The 21,182-nt window shown below is 52.7% G+C and carries 18 protein-coding genes and 1 pseudogene; 16 read left to right on the top strand and 3 right to left on the bottom strand.

Features of this window, described 5'->3' with window-relative positions:
* Positions 1-23: 23 nt before the first annotated feature.
* Both ACFQ1T_RS03460 and ACFQ1T_RS03465 read left to right on the top strand, forming a co-directional pair.
* A complete protein-coding gene (locus tag ACFQ1T_RS03460) occupies positions 24-1,043 on the top strand; it encodes a sensor histidine kinase (protein WP_194749075.1) in 1,020 nt (339 codons plus the stop codon).
* Positions 1,036-1,782 carry a LytR/AlgR family response regulator transcription factor gene (locus tag ACFQ1T_RS03465; RefSeq protein WP_338655956.1) on the top strand — a complete coding sequence of 249 codons (747 nt, stop codon included), beginning with the start codon at positions 1,036-1,038 and terminating at the stop codon, positions 1,780-1,782. Before ACFQ1T_RS03460 ends, ACFQ1T_RS03465 begins: the two co-directional genes overlap by 8 nt.
* A gap of 17 nt (positions 1,783-1,799) precedes the next feature.
* Here ACFQ1T_RS03465 and ACFQ1T_RS03470 read toward each other — a convergent pair whose 3' ends face one another.
* Complete coding sequence (locus ACFQ1T_RS03470) at positions 1,800-2,471, bottom strand: mechanosensitive ion channel family protein (RefSeq protein ID WP_194749073.1); 672 nt, start codon at positions 2,469-2,471, stop codon at positions 1,800-1,802.
* A gap of 201 nt (positions 2,472-2,672) precedes the next feature.
* Here ACFQ1T_RS03470 and hemC point away from each other — a divergent pair, with 201 nt between their 5' ends.
* Both hemC and ACFQ1T_RS03480 read left to right on the top strand, forming a co-directional pair.
* The gene (gene hemC, locus ACFQ1T_RS03475; protein WP_313985773.1) at positions 2,673-3,608 is read left to right on the top strand and encodes a hydroxymethylbilane synthase; all 936 of its coding nucleotides are present in this window, start codon (positions 2,673-2,675) and stop codon (positions 3,606-3,608) included.
* Positions 3,605-4,360, top strand: a complete 756-nt coding sequence (locus ACFQ1T_RS03480) for a uroporphyrinogen-III synthase (RefSeq protein WP_379073982.1) — start codon at positions 3,605-3,607, stop codon at positions 4,358-4,360. The genes hemC and ACFQ1T_RS03480 overlap by 4 nt, the downstream gene beginning before the upstream one ends.
* A gap of 3 nt (positions 4,361-4,363) precedes the next feature.
* On the opposite strand, the gene ACFQ1T_RS03485 is transcribed toward ACFQ1T_RS03480, so the two are convergent.
* Entirely contained in the window at positions 4,364-5,029 is a 666-nt protein-coding gene (locus tag ACFQ1T_RS03485; RefSeq protein WP_379073984.1) for a hypothetical protein, read from the bottom strand.
* 161 nt (positions 5,030-5,190) lie between these two features.
* Between ACFQ1T_RS03485 and ACFQ1T_RS03490 the strand changes: the two genes are divergently transcribed.
* The 9 genes and pseudogenes from ACFQ1T_RS03490 (at position 5,191) to ACFQ1T_RS03530 (ending at position 16,557) form a co-directional block, all read left to right on the top strand.
* Positions 5,191-5,496 carry an ArsR/SmtB family transcription factor gene (locus ACFQ1T_RS03490; protein ID WP_379073986.1) on the top strand — a complete coding sequence of 102 codons (306 nt, stop codon included), beginning with the start codon at positions 5,191-5,193 and terminating at the stop codon, positions 5,494-5,496.
* Between the two features lie 17 nt (positions 5,497-5,513).
* Entirely contained in the window at positions 5,514-7,649 is a 2,136-nt protein-coding gene (gene aas / locus ACFQ1T_RS03495; protein ID WP_379073988.1) for a bifunctional acyl-ACP--phospholipid O-acyltransferase/long-chain-fatty-acid--ACP ligase, read from the top strand.
* Positions 7,646-8,968 (top strand): annotated as a pseudogene (locus ACFQ1T_RS03500) (MFS transporter). The gene aas and the pseudogene ACFQ1T_RS03500 overlap by 4 nt, the downstream one beginning before the upstream one ends.
* 1 nt (position 8,969) lies before the next feature.
* On the top strand, positions 8,970-10,577 hold the full coding sequence (locus ACFQ1T_RS03505) for a hypothetical protein (protein WP_379073989.1): 1,608 nt from the start codon (positions 8,970-8,972) through the stop codon (positions 10,575-10,577).
* A 193-nt stretch (positions 10,578-10,770) separates the two neighbouring features.
* The gene (locus ACFQ1T_RS03510; RefSeq protein WP_194749066.1) at positions 10,771-11,139 is read left to right on the top strand and encodes a hypothetical protein; all 369 of its coding nucleotides are present in this window, start codon (positions 10,771-10,773) and stop codon (positions 11,137-11,139) included.
* 91 nt (positions 11,140-11,230) lie between these two features.
* Positions 11,231-13,219 (top strand): LTA synthase family protein, encoded by a 1,989-nt coding sequence (locus ACFQ1T_RS03515; protein WP_379073991.1) that lies wholly within the window; start codon positions 11,231-11,233, stop codon positions 13,217-13,219.
* A 9-nt stretch (positions 13,220-13,228) separates the two neighbouring features.
* The gene (locus ACFQ1T_RS03520; RefSeq protein ID WP_379073993.1) at positions 13,229-15,463 is read left to right on the top strand and encodes a lipopolysaccharide kinase InaA family protein; all 2,235 of its coding nucleotides are present in this window, start codon (positions 13,229-13,231) and stop codon (positions 15,461-15,463) included.
* A gap of 140 nt (positions 15,464-15,603) precedes the next feature.
* Positions 15,604-15,675, top strand: a complete 72-nt coding sequence (gene pqqA, locus ACFQ1T_RS03525) for a pyrroloquinoline quinone precursor peptide PqqA (protein WP_081624291.1) — start codon at positions 15,604-15,606, stop codon at positions 15,673-15,675.
* Positions 15,676-15,813: 138 nt separating this feature from the next.
* A complete protein-coding gene (locus tag ACFQ1T_RS03530) occupies positions 15,814-16,557 on the top strand; it encodes a hypothetical protein (protein ID WP_379073995.1) in 744 nt (247 codons plus the stop codon).
* A gap of 16 nt (positions 16,558-16,573) precedes the next feature.
* Here the strand turns inward: ACFQ1T_RS03530 and ACFQ1T_RS03535 are convergent, their stop codons facing one another.
* Complete coding sequence (locus ACFQ1T_RS03535) at positions 16,574-17,395, bottom strand: DUF3034 family protein (RefSeq protein ID WP_379076852.1); 822 nt, start codon at positions 17,393-17,395, stop codon at positions 16,574-16,576.
* Between the two features lie 207 nt (positions 17,396-17,602).
* On the opposite strand from ACFQ1T_RS03535, the gene ACFQ1T_RS03540 reads away from it, so the two are divergent.
* Genes ACFQ1T_RS03540 through ACFQ1T_RS03550 form a run of 3 tightly spaced genes read left to right on the top strand, consistent with a single transcriptional unit; the run spans position 17,603 to position 21,104 of the window.
* Entirely contained in the window at positions 17,603-18,025 is a 423-nt protein-coding gene (locus tag ACFQ1T_RS03540) for a group I truncated hemoglobin (protein ID WP_379073997.1), read from the top strand.
* Between the two features lie 19 nt (positions 18,026-18,044).
* On the top strand, positions 18,045-18,632 hold the full coding sequence (locus ACFQ1T_RS03545; protein ID WP_379073999.1) for a methylamine utilization protein: 588 nt from the start codon (positions 18,045-18,047) through the stop codon (positions 18,630-18,632).
* 12 nt (positions 18,633-18,644) lie between these two features.
* Entirely contained in the window at positions 18,645-21,104 is a 2,460-nt protein-coding gene (locus ACFQ1T_RS03550; protein WP_379074001.1) for an EAL domain-containing protein, read from the top strand.
* The last annotated feature ends 78 nt before the right edge of the window (positions 21,105-21,182 follow it).

Here is a 21,182-nt window from a genome sequence, read left to right on the forward strand (position 1 = left end):
ACATTATAAATGAACATCACGCTGTGCGTAAAACTAGCCGCATTCCCAATTTCCGCAATCTGGGCATACACTTACGTGTGCTGTTGCTGCATCTGTGTTTGCTGGCGTTGCTGGTGGTCTACGATGGACAGCCGGACGCAAGTATTAGCGCCTGGGTAAACGCACTGACGCAGATCAGTAGCCAGTGGCTGCCGCCATTGTTGCTGGTGATGGGGGCGCTGACCCTGGCTTATCCGTGGATGAGCCGCTGGGCATATCGCCCGGCCCTGGCAGGGATTGTGCTGCTGGCGGTTGGCCTGACCGCATTGGCCACGGAAGGTTACCATGTCTGGATTGTGCCTTTGCGTGCCGCGCAATGGTGTCAGGTGCTGTTGCTCTCTGCTGCCGATGTGCTGCTGTGCCTGTATTACCTCGACCTGCTGCAGCGTGCATATTCACCCGCCATCGCCGAGGCCCGGTTGCAGGCCTTGCAGGCGCGCATTCGCCCGCATTTTTTGTTTAATAGCCTGAATGCAGCTTTGTCATTGATCCGCAGCCAGCCGCAGCGTGCTGAAACGGCGCTGGAGGATATGGCTGAACTATTCCGCGTGCTAATGGCGGATAACCGTGACCTGGTGCCGTTGTCGCAAGAAATTGCCTTGTGTCACCAATACCTCAATATCGAAAAACTGCGTCTGGATGAACGGCTGCAATGTGACTGGCAATTGTCTGAGCTGCCACCGGAGATGATGATTCCGCCGCTGATTTTGCAGCCTTTGCTTGAGAATGCCATTTATCATGGCATTGAGCCGCAGCCGCAAGGCGGCGTGGTGCATATTGAGATCAAACCCAGCGGCAAAAGCTTGCTGTTAAGGATAAGCAACCCGCTCCCCCCGCCAAGCAACCGGGCGAGTGGCAATAAAATGGCGCTCAAAAACATTCGTGAACGCCTGCGCTTGCATTACGACCTTGAGGCGCAATTGCGTCAGTACGAAGCGGATCAACGGTATATCGTTGAAATCGTCATCCCGACCCGGCCTTTGTCCGAGGTGGTGCATGGCTAGCCAGCGTCTGTTGATTGTAGACGATGAGCCCTTGGCCAGGCAGCGCTTGCGCGACCTGGTGGGGGATATCGGTGGTTATGAGATCGTTGGTGAGGCAGCCAATGGCGTGGAGGCATTATCCCTGTTGCAGCAACACGCTGCCGAGATTGTGCTGGTGGATATTCGCATGCCCGTGATGGATGGCATTGAGCTGGCCCAGCATTTGCGTGGCCTGGCAACGCCGCCCAAACTGATTTTTACCACGGCTTATGACCATTATGCGGTGCAAGCCTTTGATCTCAATGCGATTGATTATTTGCTGAAACCGATTCGAAGTGAGCGCCTGGCAACGGCCTTGGCCAAAGCGCAGCCTTTGCCAGCGGCGCAGTCACAAGCATTGCAGCCTTTGCAGCAAACCCATGATCATTTAAGCATCCACGAACGTGGCAAAATCATGTTGGTGCCCATCGCCGAGGTGCTTTATTTGCGCGCTGAGCTTAAATACATCACCGTGCGCACGCGCGAAAAAAGTTATTTACTCGAGGGCTCGCTCACACAGCTGGAGCAAAGTTATCCCGATCTGTTCGTCCGTATACACCGAAACGCACTGGTGGCACGCGCAGCCATCAGCGGCTTTGAAAAACAACGCATGACCGAGGGCGATGAGGCGGGCGAGGCGGCATGGGTGGTCTTGCTTAAGGGTATTCCCGAGACCCTGATGGTCAGTCGCCGTCACCAGCACATTATTAAGGCCACTTAAGTAGTGGCCCTATGCCGCTATTTTTTCTTCTGTTGCGCCTGGTCTATCACTTTTGCGGCCCAATCACGGCCACCCAGACCAAAGGCGATGGCTAGCGCTAAAAACACCGCGCCAAACACAATCACAAATAATGAATGTATCAGCTGCATGCCGATGCCTAATTGCTCCAGTGCGATGAAAATCGCCAGGATCTGGATGCAATACTCGGCCGAAGTGCTGATCACTAGCGCCTGGTCAAATTTGATGCTGTGCAGCCAGGCAAACACCAGGCGATTGATAAAGCGGGCAAATAGCGTCCCAAAGATCACGACCAAAATCGCCACAATGATGTGTGGCAGATAGCTGGCCAGTTCTTTTAACAGGGCGGCCACTTCGCTCAGGCCCAGCGAATTGGCACCGGTAATGACAAACAGCAGAATCACCAGCCAATACACCACCTGGCTGATAATGCCGCTCAGGCTCACTTTGTAATTGGCGCTACGCATAAAGGCTTCCAGGCCTGACTTTTGCGCAAAGGTATCAAAATGCGAGAGTTCCAGAATGCGCTTTACGCCCAACCGGACTGCTTTGGCTACCAGCCAGCCAAAAAACAGGATCACCATGGCTGCCAGTAATTTGGGCACAAAATGTACGAGTTCGATCCAGAATTGATTGAGAGAAGAAAGAAAAATTTCGATTTGGTACTGCATGAGTAGTCCTCCTCTTTATGTTTAAAAGCATGACTTTTATCGCCACTTGAGGTGTTTGCCGAATGCTCAGCATAACTCAATCCGACTCCCTTGTGGCTCAAAGGTTCATCTCCGCTGCTTGCGCGGCTATCTGGACATGCCGTGTTAAAATGCGCAGCTTAATCCAGCTAACTTCATCACAGGTTATTCATTTTGAGCACACTGAACTCTCCCGCCAAGTTGGTCATTGCCTCCCGCGAAAGCGCACTTGCCATGTGGCAGGCCAAGCACATCCAGGCCAGATTACAGGCCTTGTATCCACAATGTGACGTCAGTATTTTGGGCATGACGACCATGGGAGATCAGATTCTGGATTCGCCGTTATCGAGAATTGGCGGTAAAGGCCTGTTTGTCAAAGAGCTTGAAAACGCGCTGGCAGATGGCCGTGCCGATTTGGCTGTGCACAGCATGAAAGATGTGCCCATGCACTTGCCAGAGGGCTTTACGCTGGTGGCAACGGGCGAGCGCGAGGACCCGCGCGATGCGTTTGTGTCCAATGATTATGCCCGTCTGGAAGATCTGCCCGCTGGCAGTGTGGTGGGCACCTCCAGTTTGCGCAGACAAAGCCAGTTACAGGCGCGTTTTCCCACGCTTAAGATTGAATCCTTGCGCGGTAATCTGCAAACCAGGTTACGCAAGCTGGACGAAGGCCAATATGCCGCGATTATTCTGGCGGCGGCTGGATTGATCCGTCTCGAATTGGGTCATCGCATCCGCCAGTTTATTTCTCCGCAAGAGAGCATTCCGGCAGTGGGTCAGGGTGCCTTGGGCATTGAGATCAATGCCGCGCGGACGGATTTGAAAACCATTCTGGCACCGCTTAATCACCCCGACACCGAGCTTTGCGTGCTGGCCGAGCGTGGCTTTAGCCGCGCATTGGCGGGGAGTTGCACGGTGCCGCTGGGCGCTTATGCCACCAAGCAAAATGACACTATCACCATGCAGGGATTTGTCGCTAGCGTGGATGGCCAGCAAATGCTGAAAGAGACCGTCACGGGATCCGCAGCAGAGGCTGAAAAACTGGGTCAGCAACTGGCCCTGCAATTGGTGGCGCGCGGTGCAGACAAGATTCTGGCATTGCTGGATGGCATAAAATGACCCTGCCGTTGGCCGGACGCTGGATTGCCGTCACGCGCCCCCCCGAGCAAGCGACCAAGCTAACGGCCGCCATTGAGGCCGCCGGCGGTGCGGTGATCTCGTTTCCGCTGCTGGATATTCAGGCGTTGCCTGATCTCAGTGGCTTTGATCAAGCCATCACGCCCTTGGCCCAGTTTGACTGGGTCATTTTTATCAGTAGCAATGCCGTGCAACATGGCATGCCTTTACTGCAGCTGGCAGGCATCCCACCAAGCCTCAAGTTTGCCGCGATTGGCCCGACCACGGCCGCCAGTTTGCAGGCGTTTGGCATTACACAGGTGCTGACCCCGCAAGACCGGTTTGATAGTGAGTCTCTATTGGCACTGGAGCCATTGCAGGTGATGCAAGGGCAGCGTGTGTTGATTGTGCGCGGGGTGGGCGGACGCGAAGTCCTGGCCGAGACCTTGAAACAGCGCGGGGCGGAGGTCGTGTTTGGTGAATGTTACCGCCGCGTCAATCCGCAAAGCAGTACACAAGTGCTGGCGCAGGCTTATGATGAAGGCAAATTGCAGGGTATCGTCGTGACTAGCAGTGAGGCTTTGCGCTTTTTGCTCGACCTGGCGCAGGATGCAGCCTGGCTGCAAGCCACGCCTTTGTTTGTTAACCATGCCCGTATCGCCGAGCAAGCGAGCACGGCGGGTTTGACGGTTTACTGCAGCGGTGTTTCCGGGGATAGCGCCATGCTGAATTTATTGCAAGGTCAGCTTTCGTAGTCGTCAAAGCAGCCTGCGTCTAAACGCCAGCAACCCCAAACCCAGCCACAGCATCGCCGCTCGATTTGCCTCTGGCACAGCCGAAACAGAAGCCGTGAGCGGGATGTTGATCAGAGGTGACGAAATTTGACTCGATGAGATTTGAATCGCGCCGCCTGGTTTGATCACGACTTGCCCTCCAACTGCAATCACGCCTGAGGGCGCACTTGTGTGTGTGGATGGCATATTGAAATACACGGTGCCACCGGCATTGAATGACGGGTAAAAAGCTTGCCAATGAATGATGGGGGTTGTCGGGAAGAGACGGTTGTTACCTGCATTGATCTCAATTTGCCCACCACCGCTGCCATCGTTTTGAACAGCTTTAATGGACACTGTGCTCGCAACCTGAATGCCGCCTTGGATCGTCGAAAACGAAATCTCTGGTGCATTCAGATTTAGGTTTTCAAGCAGTAAATCGCCGTCTGCGCGAATAAAGATACTGTCGTCAGAGTTTATCCAGCCGCCATTTAGAGTCAAATTGCCTGCACAGCTGAGCGAGGCGCCAGCGAGTGATGAAATCGACAACGCACCACTGCAGCTAGTGCTGGCAAGGTTGATCACGGTATTGGCATGCGCCGCCACAGGTAGTGCTGCCATCAATGAAAAAAGTGCGGCGTATCGTCCCATTTTTATTCCCTGAATTATTTATGTTTAAATGTTTTAACATAGTGTAATGGCCTCTGTTTTGCGGTAAATGATGATTTAATGAAAACCGGATTAGGGCGGGGACTAAATATTTTGCGGTCAGCGCTTGACAAAATAAACTAAATAACTAATTATTTAGTTATATGAAAACAGTCACTCACATTCCAGAAGCCTGGACAGACATTTCGGCCCTCTTTGAGGCGCTGGGGGATGCGCACAGACAACGGATTTTGCTATCGTTTGAAAAAAACGAGCGGTTGACCATCCTGCAGATTGTGGAAAGCTCTCAATTAAGCCGCACAGCCGTCACCCACCATCTCAAGGTACTGGAGCGTGGTGGCGCGTTACAGAGTGAAAAAATCGGGCGCGAAGTCTTTTTCTGGGTCAATAAAGCGTTCATGCAACAAGCACTGGGAAATGTGCTGGACTATATAAAAAACGAAATATAAAAGGGTAGGAAGTGAATATGCTAGTCAGTTTATTAAGGGGTGTCTGTCGTTTATTGTTCAGGGTGCGTGTTACCGGCCTGGCAAATGTACCAAACGAAGACCGGTTGTTGATTATTGCCAACCACGAATCTTTTCTGGACGGCCTGTTGCTTGGCCTGTTTCTACCCAAGCGGGCCACTTTTGTCGTGCATACCGGGGTTCTAAAGCACTTTTTCTTCCGGCTATGGCTCAAGATGACACCGCATTTGTCGGTGGACCCTGCCAGCCCGCTGGCGATGAAAAAAGTCATTCAGCGGCTGAATGCCGGTGAAAATGTGGTGATTTTTCCTGAAGGCCGCATCACGCTGACGGGGGCCTTGATGAAAGTGTATGACGGCCCTGGTTTTGTCGCGGCAAAAACCGGTGTCAAGATTTTGCCAGTGAGGGTAGAGGGGGCGGCGCAGTCATATTTTGGCCGCTTGTCAGATGCGCATCCACGCAAGCTGTTGCCTAAAGTCACCTTGACCATTTTACCGCCCACCCAGATTCAGATTGAGCTGCACGGGCATCATGCGCCGTTGACGGCCAAGCAGCGCCGCCGCATAGCTGGTGAAGCCATGCGCAATATCATGCAGCACATGCTGTTCAAGACGCAGCGCAGCACCACGCTGTTTGAAGCCATGCTGGATGCCATGGATAAATATGGTGCCAAAACGCGCATCATCGAAGACATGAACCAGGTCGAAGAGACGTATCAGGAAGTGCTCAAACGCAGCCTGGCGCTGGGCCGCATTGCCACCAAAGTCAGTCAGCGGGATGAGGCGGTTGGCGTGTTGATGCCGAATATCACCAATACGCTGGCTTTGCTATTAGGGATGACCGCGTTTAGGCGTGTCCCGGCCATGCTCAATTACACCGCAGGGGCAGAGGGCATGCGTAACGCCTGTATTGCCGCCAATGTCCGCACCATTATCAGTTCGCGCAAGTTTATTGAAGCCGCCAAACTTGAAGACACCATCGCTAAAATGCGTGATCTGAATATTGTGTATCTTGAAGACTTGCGTGCCCAGTTTGGCATGCTGGATCGCGCCTGGCTCATGGGCTATGCCTTGCATTATCCGCGTGCCGCCATGGAGCCCGCGACAGAAAACGACACCGCAGTCATCCTGTTTACTTCCGGCTCCGAGGGCAAGCCCAAAGGCGTGGTGCATAACCATAAAAGTATTGTGGCGAATACGCACCAGATTCTGGCCATGCTGGATTTCAATCCTACTGATAAATTCATGATGGCATTGCCACTGTTTCATGCCTTTGGCTTTACCGGCACCTTGTTGCCTTTCCTGAATGGCATCCCGATTTTGCTGTTCCCGTCGCCGTTGCAATATAAATTGATCCCGGAAGTCATTTATGACAAGGGCTGCACCGTGTTTTTCTCTACCAGCACCTTTCTGGGCAATTATGCGAAGTTTGCGCACCCCTATGATTTTTACAAGTTGCGCGTGGTGTTTGCCGGTGCTGAAAAACTCAATGAAGAAGTGCGCAAAATCTATCACGAAAAATTTGGCATCCGCATCCTCGAAGGCTATGGCACGACCGAATGTGCCCCAGTACTTGCGGCCAATACGCCCATGGCGAACCGCCATGGCACGGTAGGCCAGTTTTTCCCGGGGATCGAATACCGTTTGGAGCCGGTGCCAGGCATCGACAAAGGTGGCTTGCTCTATGTAAAGGGCGACAACATCATGCAGGGCTACTATCTGTATGACCAGCCTGGCGTTCTGGTTTCGCCCAAGGATGGCTGGTATGAAACCGGCGATGTGGTAGAGGTCGATACCGAGGGGTTTATCCACATCAAGGGCCGGGTGAAACGCTTTGCCAAAGTGGCCGGTGAAATGGTCTCGCTCGAAGTCGTCGAGAAAATCGCCCATACCGCCGCACCCGAGCATCAGCATGCCGCGACGACGGTCGCCGATGCCAGCCGTGGCGAGAATATCGTGCTGTTCACCACCGATGCCAGACTCAAGCGTGAGGATTTGCAGATTGTGGCCAAAAACCTTGGCTCCCCAGAAATCGCCATTGCCCGTAAATTGGTGGTGGTGGAGCAGATTCCGGTATTGGGTACGGGTAAAACTGACTACGTCACCCTCAAACAAATGGCGGAAAAAGCGGCATGAAGAGTCCTTTCCAATTACTAAGCCAGCAACGGTTTGGCCCTTTTTTCTGGACGCAGGGTCTGGGGGCGTTTAATGACAATGTGTTTAAAACCGCATTGATTACCCAGGTGGCGTTTAATACGGCCAGCCTGACCACCCTGGATGGCAAGATGCTGGCGACTTTGTTGCCCGGCCTGTTTATTCTGCCGTTTTTCCTGTTTTCGGCGTCGGCCGGGCAATTGGCAGATAAATACGAAAAGTCGCAGTTGATCCGCTGGGTAAAACTATTGGAGATCGGCATCATGCTGTTTGCGGGCATCGGCTTTTTAAGCCGCAGCCTGGTCATGTTGGCCCTGGCCCTGCTTTTAATGGGGGTACATTCAACCCTGTTTGGTCCGGTGAAATACTCCTACCTGCCGCAACATTTGCAAGTGAACGAGTTGACCGCGGGCAATGGCCTGGTCGAGATGGGCAGTTTTGTCGCCATTTTGCTGGGGCAGGTATTGGGGGCGTGGTTAGGCAGTTTGGAGCAACATGCCTTGTTCACCAGCTTGAGTGTGCTGTTGATTGCGATTTCCGGCTATCACTTGAGCCGCAGCATTCCGCTTTCTCCGCCGCCTGTGCCCGAGATCCAGGTGAACTGGAACCCCGTGACCGAGACCATCAAGAACGTACGGACCTTTTGGGCGTAGCAAACGTTGTGGGTCGCGATTGTTGCGATCTCCTGGTTCTGGTTTTTTGGCGCGACCTTGCTGGCGCAATTTCCCAACCTGGCCAAGCATGTATTGCAGGGCACGGAGCGTGACTTTATCAGTCTGTTATCGATCTTTTCGGTGGGGGTAGGCATTGGTTCTGTCTGGTGTGAAAAGCTCTCCAAAGGCAAACAGGAGCTAGGCTTGGTCATGCTGGGGGCGGCTGGCATGTCTGTGTTTGGCTGGGATTTTGCCCAGGTGACTGGTGATATCCAGCAACAGTTATTGGCACATCCGGGCCTGACTTTGCATCGCTTGCCTGGCTGGAGCGATGACCGCATGTTGCTGGATGTGGCCTTGCTCGGCATTTGTGGCGGCTTGTATATTGTGCCCTTGTACGTGTTGCTACAGAGTCGCGCGCAACCGGGCTATCAATCCCGTGTGATTGCGTCTAACAACATCATGAATGCACTGTTTATGGTGCTCTCTGCCGGATTCTCGGTCATGCTGTTTGGTATGGGCGTCAGCATCCCGCAGTTGTTTGGTATCACGGCCATGCTCAATGTGCTGGTGGCAATTTATTTGTGCTGGCGCCAGCCGGAATATTGGGTCAGTGTGTGCAATTACTTGCGTGTTTGGGGGCGATAGCATGCGGCGTATGGTTGGGGTCGGATTTGGATTCGGCATCGGCTTGATGTCGTCGTTTGTTCATGCGGAGTCCGAAGTGGATAAATTAGGACCCTATGCCAACACGCAATTTCAAACGATGCGGGGGGCTTGCCAGCACTGCCAGACGTTGCCGCAAACCTTATGGTATTTCCGCCATGAGACGTTTTCTGTCCCGGCTGATGGCGAGCCAGTAACACGCATCGACACCCAGATGCGTGGAGTCGAGGATAGTGCGGCACTCAATCCTGTGGCTTTACCGTCACTGGTCTGGACCGGCGCAACTCAACGCTGGTCAGAAATGACGTTAACCGCTGCAGGCAGTTCGGTCTCAACCGCAACAGGCGAGCGCTTCCATTTTAAATTGGTGCCCAAACTTGCCAGTAACCGATCTTACTGGAATGCGGATACGAGTGCTTATTTCAGCCAGTCCAAACTGTGGATACGCGGTGAGTTAGAGGGCGAGACCTTGACGGCGCGCACCGTATGGCCACATGCGTTTAAGCTTGATTTAACCGCTGACCCGCAACCGTTGCAAAAGGATGAAACCTTGCAATCCTTGGTACAGTTTGCCAACGGGGGTGCCCGCAGCCCTTATCAAAGCAGGCTGTTATGGGAGAAGTCGCCAGGCCTGGCGCAACAGTCGTCAGGCAAAGCAGCCGTCGGTATTTTGCTCAATGGTGCCCAGGGCGATGATGATGAGGCCCATGGCGGTCACTTTGCCCTGGCTACCGGGATCGTCGCTGCGCAAGGCGAATATGCAAACTGGCTGGTTAATAACTACTATAACCTGGCCATCAATAGTGAGAAAGGCGTCATTGCCGGGGTCACGCCTTTTGATAAATACATGGGCGACCTCAATAGTGGGCAAGCATTTTACCGGCCATCCTATATGCTGGTCGCGGTGTTCAGCCAGCCGATGATTCCCCTGCAAGTCCAGGCATTGAATAACCGGGTCATGCAGCATTTTTACCACAATGACTTTGTCTATGATCACGCCAGGGATAACTGTGCTGGCATCAGCATAGATACTTTACGCCAACTGGGCTGGCAAGTGCCCCGGCGTGGAGTCGAGAGCCTGCTCAAGGCCAGTGCCGCTTACTGGTATGTGGCTGCCACGCAGCAGAGTCTGCAAAAAGGCCGTGCCATTTATGATTACCTGAATACTGAAATGACTCGGCTGTTTCCTGCGGTAGCATTTGACGCCATCGGGCATGACCTGCTCAATATGGCTCAAACTGGTGACCGGTCCACATTAACTTCACCGCGTATGGCGCCTCTGGCCGATCAGCTTGAAGCGATTTACTTTGTACGTATTCCGCAAATTCCATCCAGCCGTGAGTTTGGTCTCGCGCCTGTATATAGCTTTGCCCAGTATCTGCAACAAGCGCCAGCGGATCGCAGCCAATGGAAAGTGATTGCAGTGACGCCAAACCGGTTGCCGGCGCCTTTAAAACAGGGGCTTGCGCGTCAGCCGCAAGCTGTGAGTCTGATTCCATTGCCTGCAATCCTATGTTTGCTTAGTGTGATCGGGGTCTTGGTGCTGTTGGGCATGCAGATGGTGAGATGGCTAAAACACAGAAAACGTTAAGGCATCAAAGGGCAGATGGCCTGGCTAATGCGTATATAGGCCATGGGCCTGGCTGGCGAACTTGAATTCCTGGCTGAGCGGAGGCGGGCTCTCTGGATCAGCATACTCAAGCACACCGGACGGTTTGCAACTTTTAACGCCTCCGTTGTCACACTTATCATTAAAACAAGCCATTCATTCAGAGGAGTGTGACATGCAAGTTGCGATGAACCGCAAGCTGATACTAACCGCCATCATTTGTTTATTGCTGTATCAGGTAGGGACCTGGATTACGATCGTTGCCGGGGCTATCTGGGGTGCCGGGGCTGCCATTATTGTGGCGCTGGTCACATTTTTTTGCGCGCGTTTGGCCAAACGCGGCGCGAGCAGCACGGTCTGGTTTCTGATTCCCACGCTGTTATTCACGGTCGTACCCTTGTTGGCTAAAGGCTGGAGCCTGTTCACCAGCCAGACCGGCATGGTGGATATGCTGGTGGATTTAGTGCCTTTGCTGGTGGGCTTTGTGATCCCAGTCGCTCTGCTGTCGATGGTCTACCTCGATTTACGTAAAAAATCCTTTTAATCGCACATCTGCAGGCGGATGCTTGCCGGTAGGGCCATAAACGAGATAACCCGTTATAATTCCAAGCTTGATTCAAACAGATTAAGCCTTTATGCAACCTATCTATTTCGGCACGCCACGCCCGTCCTCAAAACTGTGGAGATTTGCCCACTGGTTTGGCCCTTATGCACCGCTGATTGTCATGTTTATCAGTGGGCTGGTCTTGCTTTCTCTCACGCGCCTGGGGCTGGTGATCTGGAAGTGGGAGCGCGTACAGGCGACCGGTGAACTTTGTCAGATCTTGTTGCAGGGCGTGCGTGTGGATGTCATTCAGCTTGGTTTGCTGGCCTTGATCCCGGTGTTAGTGTCGCCGGTGCTGGCGACCCGTGGCCTGTTCAAGTTTTGGCGCCGATTCACCTTTTGGTGGGTGTTGCTCTCATTGGTGTTGTTGGTGTTTTTAGAGGCGGCCACGCCAGGATTTATTCTTGAGTATGATGTCCGCCCCAACCGCATCTTTGTCGAATATCTCAAGTATCCGCATGAAGTGTTTGGCATGTTGTGGCAAGGCTTTAAAGTCGAACTGTTTTTTGGCTTGGCCATGAGCTTGGTGGCTGTTGCACTGGTTGCGCGTTTATTGAAACCCTGGCGTCAAGCCGAGCCTAAATGGAATAATTTGGCGGTATGGCTGGTCTGGCCATTATTGCTGGTGTTGACGATTTTCGGCATCCGCTCTAGCCTGGGCCACCGCCCGGCCAATCCGGCCTTGTTTGCCATTACCCAGGACAGCATGGTCAACAGCCTGATTTTAAACTCAAGCTATTCGGTATTTTATGCCGCCTACAGTTTGCAGCATGAGGCAAAATCCAGTGCCATTTACGGCAAACTGCCGCGCGAAAAAATCTTTGCCTTGACCGGTGCGCAAGATACCGATATCCCGACCCTGACCACGCTGACACCCAGTGTGCAGCGAGACAAACCATTGAACCTGGTGATTTTGCTGCAAGAGAGTCTGGGCGCAGGCTTTGTCGAATCTCTGGGCGGCAAGCCGGTGACGCCAAATCTGGAAAAGCTCAAAGCTGAGGGCATCTGGTTTACGCATCTGTATGCGACCGGGACGCGCTCGGTGCGCGGGATTGAGGCGGTCGTTACCGGTTTTCAGCCGACGCCGTCAGACAGTACCGTCAAGCTGGACTTGAGCCAGAAGAACTTTTTTACGCTGGCTTCGCTATTGTCCAAACGTGGTTACCTGACCGAGTTTATTTACGGGGGGGAATCCCATTTTGACAATATGCGCAGTTTTTTCATGGGCAATGGTTTTCAGCAGATCACGGACCAACCGGATTTCATCAATCCGGTGTTTGTTGCCAGCTGGGGGGCTTCTGACGAAGATTTGCTCAACAAAACGCATGAGCAGCTGATGGCACACCACGCCAGCGGCAACCCGTTTTTTACACTTGCGTTCAGCTCGTCTAACCACGCACCCTTTGAGTTCCCGGATGGGCGTATCGAGCTGTATGAGCAGCCCAAGGCGACTGACAACAATGCAGTGAAATATGCCGACTACGCCATCGGCGAGTTCTTTAAAAAAGCCAAAGCCAGCCCTTATTGGAACGATACCGTGTTTTTGATTGTGGCCGACCATGACATTCGCGTGCGTGGCGATTCGCTGGTGCCGATCGAACACTTTCATATCCCGGCGTTGATTCTGGGCGGGGCGGTGCAACCTAAAACCGTTGAAGCAATTGCCAGCCAGATTGACCTGCCGGTGACCGTGTTGTCACTGATGGGCATAGAGGCCAAGCATCCGATGACCGGGCATGATTTGTCCAATGTGAGCGCTGACTATCGTGGTCGCGCCATGATGCAGTACAACTACAACTTTGGCTGGATGCAGCAAACTGGCCCAACGGTCGCAGATAACGAAGTGGTGGTGTTGCGTGAGGGCAAGGCGCCTGCCTTTGGTCACTACAATCCACTCAGTAAGCAGTTGCAGAATACCGCACCGCCAGCGGATGCCGCGGCATTGGCTGAACGCGCCCTAGCTAACAGCCTGTTGCCTGCCTTGTTGTATCAAGAGCAGCGTTATCGCTTGCCAGAGTAAGGGCTGACTTTGAAAAAACAACCCTCCATGCTGACCCGACAGGTCATTCTTGATGGCTTGAAATATCTGGCCACAGGTGGTTTCTGGCTCAAACACAGCCACTTACCAAAACTCGACCATGCCATCCCTGACGACTTTATCGGGATCTGTGTCGCGAGTAATCAGGATCCTGCCACAGATGATTACGTCTTGACGCAATTGCAGATGCTGGGTGTGACCAGGGTACGGCTGGATATCAGCGATGATGATGCACGCCCCCATCAAGAGCGTTTTTTGCGCCGTTTGTTAGCGGCTGGCCTCTCGGTGACCTTGCATGTGGTGCAGCCATTTGCCGCGGCAAGAAATATGCGCGACGCCAGTGTGCAGCAAGCGTGGGCAACTTTTGTGTCTGAGCTATTGCAAGCCTATGCGGGACGCATTGCGGCGCTGGAGATTGGTAACACGGTCAACCGCAAAAAATGGGCGGGCTATGACATGCCTGGCTTTATGTTGGCCTGGCAGCTGGCTTACGATCTGGCCAGACAATATCAGGTGCGGGTGGTGGGCCCGAATGTGCAGGATTTTGAGCCGCTGTATAACGTCAGTCTGCTGAAAACGCTGGCTCAGACCCGGCGCTTGCCCGATGTGCACAGCAACAACCTGTTTGTGGAACGCGTGATTGAGCCCGAGCTGTCCGATGAGCGTATTTTCAAATATCAGTGGACCCGACACCTCAAGTTTAACCTGATCAAAAAAGCCCGTTTGTTGCAAAAAGTGGGGGAAGATTTTGGTGTGCCTGCGCTGGTGTCGCCGGTGGCCTTCTGGGCAATTTACCGCATCAAACGCCACTTGCCGGATGGCGCGCAAAAACAGGCCGATTACGTGGCACGCTACTTTACTTTGTTGGCCGCCTCTGGCGCTTTGCAGCACGCAAACTGGGGCGCCTTCATTTGTCACCGTGAAGGCTTGATTGATGATGGCCTCAAAGATGCAGAGTATCCGGCACTGGAGCGCGTCGCCTATTACAAATCGGCCGATGGCCAGCGCGAACACTATCAGCACAGACCCAGTTTTGCGGCATTTAAAACGGCATGCGACTGGCTGAACGGGGCGCACTATATTGCGCCTGTGAGTACCGGCCATGGACTCGAAATCCACGAATTACAGCAGCATGGGAAAACCGTGCATATCGCCTGGACCGTCAACGGTCAATGTGCAGTGCTCGACCAAGTCTATTCCCCGCATTGCTTGCAGCTCGCGCAAATCTTTGACCGTGACGGCCGGCCGGCACCAGACCGGCAATTAGTGACCGAGTCACCGGTGTATCTGGTGTGGCCAGAGCCGGACCAGATGCTGCTGCGTACGGCGCAACCTGCCTTGAGTGGCACGGTGATTCATGCGCATATAGGCGGCAAGCAGTATTTTCCGGTACATGAAGGCGATTGGCGCGGCTTGATTCTTGCCAAGGATGCCGAAGAAGCCAGACAATTATGGCAGGCCTGGCATCCGGAAACGCTGACTCCGCCTGCCAAACAGCAGGCGTTGCGCCATGCCAGAAATGCGATTTGGTCCTTGCCTGATCCGAGAACTCCCGGTCAGCAAGTGACTGTGAAAAAACCGGTGCGCATGTATTGGCATAAAACGCTACTGGACAGATTTAAACCCAGCAAAGCCAAGCGCAGCTGGAACGGGGCGATGGAATTGTTGCGGCGAGGCGTGGGTACTGCCATGCCTGTCGCATTCATCGAGCATACGCATGACACCACGTTGCGCCGCAATTTTTATATCTGTGATTTTGTGCCGCATCAGTTTGCCATTTCCAAGGCGTTTTTGGCTTTTCGCGAGGGCGCGACCGAATACGAGGGCCTGACTGCCGAGCATTTGTATCAGGCCTTTGCCCGGTTTTGCCTGCATATGCACCATTCGGGGATTTATTTCCGCGACTTTTCCGGGGGTAATATTCTGGTGCAGCGTGAAGGGGATCAGTTACAGTTTGTGCTGATAGACACCGCCCGCTTGCATGCGACGCCGAGAGCGACGCCGATGTCAAATCGTCTGGCCGACTTGACGCGCGCCTTGAACAAACTGCATTGGGAAGGCCGCAAGCAGTTTTTGCAAATATATCTCGGCATGAGCGGTCGCCGCCTGAGCTGGCAGTTTTTATGGCCGTTTTACGTCTATGACTTCAAGGTGAGCCTCAAGCGCACCATCGGCCGCAAAGGCATCAGCAAATTGTTGCGCCAGATCAAGTCGCGGGCGGATTAAGGGGTATATCAGGCGATACTCATGAAAATCATGAACGCATGTTGCGCAGTTTAATCACGACAATCTTTTAGCCTAGTTTTAATATGGTCACACGTTGATAGCAACTGCTAAGACGAATTTAGGATAAAGGAGAAATGACTATGTGGACTAAACCAGCTGCTACCGAAATGCGTTTCGGCTTTGAAGTAACTATGTACGTTATGAACAAATAATTTGTTCCTGATGGCATGAACGGGCGCTTTAGCGCCCGTTTTCATTTCCGGCTACTCTGTTATCTTGATAAAAGATGCCGCACAAAACTTTTCTGGTCAAGCCTGCTCAAATGCCAGAATCATTTGAGAGAATTCACTATGCCTGGCCTTACGAAATGCCTGACTCAAATCAGCTCCGCCCTGGTGTTATGGATGGTCCATGCCACCGTCATTGCCTGTCTGGATGAGCAGTCTTTAAAAAGTCTGGCAGACAAGGAAATGCAATACATGCTGCAGCGTATCCCACCTGCATTTGCGGATGCAGTGGCTGATCAGCAGGTCAGTGGCAGCATGTCCGTCACCACGACGCAACCTTGTCAGATCCACTGGCAGTTGCAACTGCCAGCGGCAGACCTCGCCGAAGCACACGCCTTGTTGCAAGCCGATCCGGCCAAGCAAATCATGTTGGCTGCACAAGGCTATCAAGTGCCTGAGACGACAGACAATCAGGCTGATTTTAGTCTAGATGCGGCCAGCTTGCAGCCGCTGCATCGCGATACCTTGCAGACTGCGCCACTGGGTAAATTGCGCGCCAGCGTGGAACTCATGTATGCGATGTTGACCCAGGCCAGGGCTGATGCAGTATCCACGCCCAAGCCCTGGACGGGTGCGGATCAGCAGGCACTGAAGCAGACTTGCCAGCAGCGCTACCATGCCGACGATATGACGCAGGCCTGCGACTGCTATGCACTCGGTCTTGCGCAAAAGTATAGTTACCGGCAAGTGCGTTACAACCACTATCTTTTGATCAATCCATATGCTTTTGCGACCGGCAATGGTGCGGCTTACAAGCAACTGGACAAAGCCTTGCAGGCGACTTGCGGTCTGCAGACGCTCAAATAATGACTTGTGGGTTCACTTAGTAATTTAACTGGCCTGAGAAGTACCAACCGGTCTGGTCGTCCTTGTTGGCGATTCTGCCCAAATCAATATAGGCGCCAGTGATAGACACGTTGCGGTGCGGAAACCAGGTCATGAAAATATCGTGCGCACTGTTTTCTTTGTATACCGACAGGTTATTTGGTTTTCCGCGATATTCAGTGCCGATGAGCCAGTTATCCGAAAGCATGATCGCTGCCGAGGCGGCTGGCAGGATACGATAGCGGTCATGCCGGTCACCGCCAAATCCCAAGAGGCCAAACTGGTTGGCTTTACTGGCATGCAGATTGGCATTGATGAGCAAGTTGTAGCCATTCATCGCACCCAAAAATAACTTACTGGTGGCCACATAATAATCAATGCCATCGCGATCTTTGGCGCCCAGCGCCTTGGGCACAAAGTGGTAGTCCTCGTTATATTTGTATTGGGCCCCCACCGAGATTTGTGGCAGCCAGCTGTCCTGTTCATAGACGGCGTCGCCTATCAGGCGTAATTTTATGCCTAATGTGTTCAGGCGGACTTCCTCGCCAGGCACCGTATCGCTCAAGCCGAACCGCGCCTGGCTGGCACTGAGTTCGATGCGATTGAAAGCACCAATCGCGATCCCAGAGGTATTTAATTTAAAGTCGCCCTTGGTTTGTGCATGCGTATAAAACGCCGAGCCGCCAATTTGTTTGTCTGTGCCATAACCGCTAATCACAGCCCAAGGCATCAAGCCACCGCCTGCCGCCCCCTCAATCTGGGTGACGCCACCGGTCGCTAACAGGCGATCGCCTGCGTTGGCTACGAAAGGCAAGGTCATTGCTGTTGCCACTGCAATGCAGCCGATCAGAAGGGGAGAAGAATGCATGGTAACGCTTTCAAAATTTGATCGAATAGCATCATTATCTCGTTTTCGCGATAAGAATCATTGCGAAAATAGCGATTGATTTGATTGGCTTTTTCATGGTTTCAAACTTTTTAAGCTCACGTAATATGCTGATAGTGTGGCAATTTAACGGAGGAAGAAATGCGAAGGTTGATCTGGATTGGCTTGTTGCTGTGCATGGCGGGGTGTACCGCCCAGCCCAAGCCTGATGCAAGCTTGTTCAGCCGTATCGGTGGCCTGCCGATGCTGAGCCGCTTGTCGAATCAAACTTTGGATATTGTCAGCAAGGATCCACGTACAGCCCGCTCATTTGAAGGGGTGAAAATGGTCACGCTTAAACAGAGTCTGACCAATTTTTTATGTGTTAAAACTGGCGGGCAATGTGAGTATGAGGGCGAAACCATGAAAAATGCGCATGCCGATGCCCATATCACCATGGCAGAATTCGAAATTATGGTTGAGGTATTGCGGGAGCGCATGGATATCAATGGCGTAGGCACCAAAGAAAAGAATGAGCTGTTGAAGATACTGGCGCCCATGAAGCGGGACGTGGTCAGTGATTAAGCTTGCAAAGGATAAGAAGATGCGTTTTTTGAGCAGGCCGCTGCTTGGCGCAGGACTCTGGTTACTCTGTCTGGGGCTGTCAGCGCACGCCGCGGAAGTGACGCTCATTGTGACGGATGCTGCGGGCCGGCTGGTCACCGATGCGGTCGTCGCGTTTTATGACAAGAAAACCCCGGCAATCAGTCCAGCCCCTGGCAAGATCGTGCAAAAAAACAAAATGTTTAACCCCAAGGTAACCGTAATCCAGACCGGTACCAAGGTGAATTTTCCGAATGAAGATACGGTGAGGCACCATGTCTACTCATTTTCACCTGCCAAAAAATTCGAGCTGAAGTTGTATTCCGGCGTGCCAACGGACCCCGTGTTGTTTGATCAGGCGGGATTGGTGACATTAGGATGCAACATTCATGATTCTATGGTAGGGTATATTTATGTCGTCGATACCCCGTTTTTTGTCAAAACGGACGACCAAGGCAAGGCCATGATCAAGCTCAGTGATGGTCAATACAGTTATCAAGCCTGGCTACCAGGACAAAATAAACCTGGCACAGAACAAAAGGTAAATATTGAAGGGGCCGCAACCGAGCTGAAAATTGCGCTTCCCTAACATTCTCACTGCATGATCCAGTTCAAACACATTCGTTCGCGAATTGCTTTTACATTCTTAACCGTGGTCATTGCCATTCAGTTGGCAGGTCTGGTTCCGCTTAAATACGCCCTGGTAAAACATGCCAACCGCCTGGCCGAAGAGCAGATGGAGGTCGGCGAACGGGTATTTGTCAATTTGCTGCAACACAACACGCAAAGTCTCAAACAGGCGACGCAAGTGTTGGCCGCGGATTATGCCTTTAGGGAAGCCGTTGCCACCAACGATGCGGAAACGATTGCCTCCGCACTGGAAAGCTACCAGGGCCGCATCCATGCTCAGGTCGCCTATTTCGTCAGTCAAGATGAAGCGATGGTCATCGGCACCCAGGAAAGCGAGTCTGCCATTTCTGGCAGTGCGGCCCATCAGGAGTTTGTACAGGCCATTATCGAGAATCAAACCGGCACACTCAAGTTTGAATTGGTGGATGGCAAACCTTATCAGTTGATTGCCGTGCCGGTTAAAGCACCCGAAGTGATCGGCTGGGTAGTGATGGGGTTTGCCGTGGATAACCGCCTGGCCGCGCAAATCAAGCAACTGACGCACCTGGATGTCACCTTTGTACAAAAAACCCATCAGCACGATTGGGCGCTGGTTACGGGGACTGCCAACCACGAACTTTCAAACCTGCTGGTCAAAACCGTTTCCGATGTGTATGCGCAGAAGCTGTCTTTACACAAGGTCGACCTGGATGGCATTACCTACCATCTTAAAATACGTTCCTTGCATGAAACCAAGGATGAAGCTTTGCTGGTGGTGCTGCAGGGCTCGGTAGAACCTTACCTGCAGGATTTGAACACGCTGTTTAAAGTGATGATTTTCCTGACCTTGCTTGGTGTGGTCATTTTTGCCGCCTTGATCTGGTATGTCTCGCGCAAAACCACAGAACCGATTGCGACGCTGGTTAAAAATGCCGATGACATTGCCATGGGCAATTATGACAAGCCAATTCAGGTGACCAGTACGGATGAGATCGGCTTGCTGGCAACCGCCCTCAACAGCATGCGTGAAGCGGTGTTGCAACGCAGCTTGCGCATCCAGCGTCTGGCATTTAATGATGAGTTGACGGGTCTTTCGAACCGGCTGGCGTTTACCCAAGGCGTGCATCAGGCCATGCTGGTCCATGCCCAGACCAATGCCAAGCTGAGTATTCTGGTCATTAATATTCACCGCTTCAAGCCCATCAACCAAACGCTAGGTCGGGATTTTGGCGATGATTTGCTGCGGCACGTCGGTCAGGTGCTCAAACAGCATGTATTGAGTGAGCAAGACATGGTGGCGCGCCTCGATGCTGATGAATTTGCTGTGTTGTTACAACATGCCGATCAGGCGCAAGCCACCCGGTTTGCAGATGCCATCCAACAGGTATTTGAGCAACCGGTGCAGGTGCAGGGCCAAGCCATTGATGTACAGGCGGGCATGGGGATTGCGCTGTATCCCGAACATGGCATGGACGAAGAGTCTTTACTCAACCACGCCGAGACGGCACTGCAAGAATCCAGACTCAAAAAGACGCCCTGGATTGTCTACAATACCTCGCTGGAAATTGACCAGTCCGAGACATTGACCCTGATCTCTGACCTCAAGGAAGCCATCCAGCAAAACCAGTTATTGCTCTACATCCAGCCCAAGGTCGATGTTTCGACCCGCCGTGCGCTGGGCGGTGAAGCCCTGATCCGTTGGGTGCATCCGCAAAAAGGCATGATTTTCCCTGACCAGTTTATTCCGTTTGCCGAACAGACCGGTATTATCAGTGACCTCACGCAATGGATGTTGCGCCGCGCCTGCGAAGCGCTGGCAGACTTTAAAAAACAAGGCTTGCATATCAGCCTGGCGGTGAATCTGTCTACCCGGGACCTCAACAATATGGAGTTGCCGCAACAGATTGCCGATCTGTTGGCTGCGCATGGCTTGACCACCAAATCACTCAAGCTTGAAATCACCGAAGGCAGCTTGATGCAGGATCCAGAGCGGGCGGAAATTGTGGTGCGCAAACTGGCTGCCATGGGGCTGCATCTGGCCATTGATGATTTTGGTACTGGCTACTCCTCGCTGGCTTATTTGCGTCAACTGCCGGTGCAAGAACTTAAAATTGACCGCTCATTTGTCATGTTTATGGATAAAAACGCCGGCGATGCCAGCATCGTGAAATCGACCATCGATCTGGCGCACAACCTGGGCTTGATCGTGGTGGCCGAAGGCATAGAAAACGAACTGGTGCTCAACCAGTTGGCCAAGCTCGGTTGCAATGAGGGGCAAGGCTACTTTATTGGCAAGCCCATGCCAGAAAAAGACTTTTCGATCTGGCTCGAGCGCTGGCAAGGTCAAAACGACATAGACATTGATATCGGCGATGATTTTAACTATGCCGTCAATCCGCTCGATATCGAGCCGGCGCCTCAAGACCCCTACACGCTGGATAACCTCAATTAATTCAATGCTGTGCACCAGGCCTTGATTTCAAGGCAATTGGCCTGTCTATAAGAATTATTTATTAATTAAATAAAATAA

The sequence above is a fragment of the Methylophilus glucosoxydans genome, from assembly GCF_042676145.1.
Lineage (GTDB): Bacteria > Pseudomonadota > Gammaproteobacteria > Burkholderiales > Methylophilaceae > Methylophilus > Methylophilus glucosoxydans.

Bases quoted from the DNA above. Each gene is read 5' to 3' on its own strand.
- ACFQ1T_RS03540 (WP_379073997.1), top strand. From the start codon at position 17,603: ATGCGAAGGTTGATCTGGATTGGCTTGTTGCTGTGCATGGCGGGGTGT.
- ACFQ1T_RS03510 (WP_194749066.1), top strand. From the start codon at position 10,771: ATGCAAGTTGCGATGAACCGCAAGCTGATACTAACCGCCATCATTTGT.
- ACFQ1T_RS03535 (WP_379076852.1), bottom strand. From the start codon at position 17,395: ATGACCTTGCCTTTCGTAGCCAACGCAGGCGATCGCCTGTTAGCGACC.
- ACFQ1T_RS03545 (WP_379073999.1), top strand. From the start codon at position 18,045: ATGCGTTTTTTGAGCAGGCCGCTGCTTGGCGCAGGACTCTGGTTACTC.
- ACFQ1T_RS03550 (WP_379074001.1), top strand. From the start codon at position 18,645: ATGATCCAGTTCAAACACATTCGTTCGCGAATTGCTTTTACATTCTTA.
- ACFQ1T_RS03515 (WP_379073991.1), top strand. From the start codon at position 11,231: ATGCAACCTATCTATTTCGGCACGCCACGCCCGTCCTCAAAACTGTGG.
- ACFQ1T_RS03465 (WP_338655956.1), top strand. From the start codon at position 1,036: ATGGCTAGCCAGCGTCTGTTGATTGTAGACGATGAGCCCTTGGCCAGG.
- ACFQ1T_RS03485 (WP_379073984.1), bottom strand. From the start codon at position 5,029: ATGGGACGATACGCCGCACTTTTTTCATTGATGGCAGCACTACCTGTG.
- aas (WP_379073988.1), top strand. From the start codon at position 5,514: ATGCTAGTCAGTTTATTAAGGGGTGTCTGTCGTTTATTGTTCAGGGTG.
- ACFQ1T_RS03505 (WP_379073989.1), top strand. From the start codon at position 8,970: ATGCGGCGTATGGTTGGGGTCGGATTTGGATTCGGCATCGGCTTGATG.
- ACFQ1T_RS03530 (WP_379073995.1), top strand. From the start codon at position 15,814: ATGCCTGGCCTTACGAAATGCCTGACTCAAATCAGCTCCGCCCTGGTG.
- ACFQ1T_RS03480 (WP_379073982.1), top strand. From the start codon at position 3,605: ATGACCCTGCCGTTGGCCGGACGCTGGATTGCCGTCACGCGCCCCCCC.
- ACFQ1T_RS03470 (WP_194749073.1), bottom strand. From the start codon at position 2,471: ATGCAGTACCAAATCGAAATTTTTCTTTCTTCTCTCAATCAATTCTGG.
- ACFQ1T_RS03490 (WP_379073986.1), top strand. From the start codon at position 5,191: ATGAAAACAGTCACTCACATTCCAGAAGCCTGGACAGACATTTCGGCC.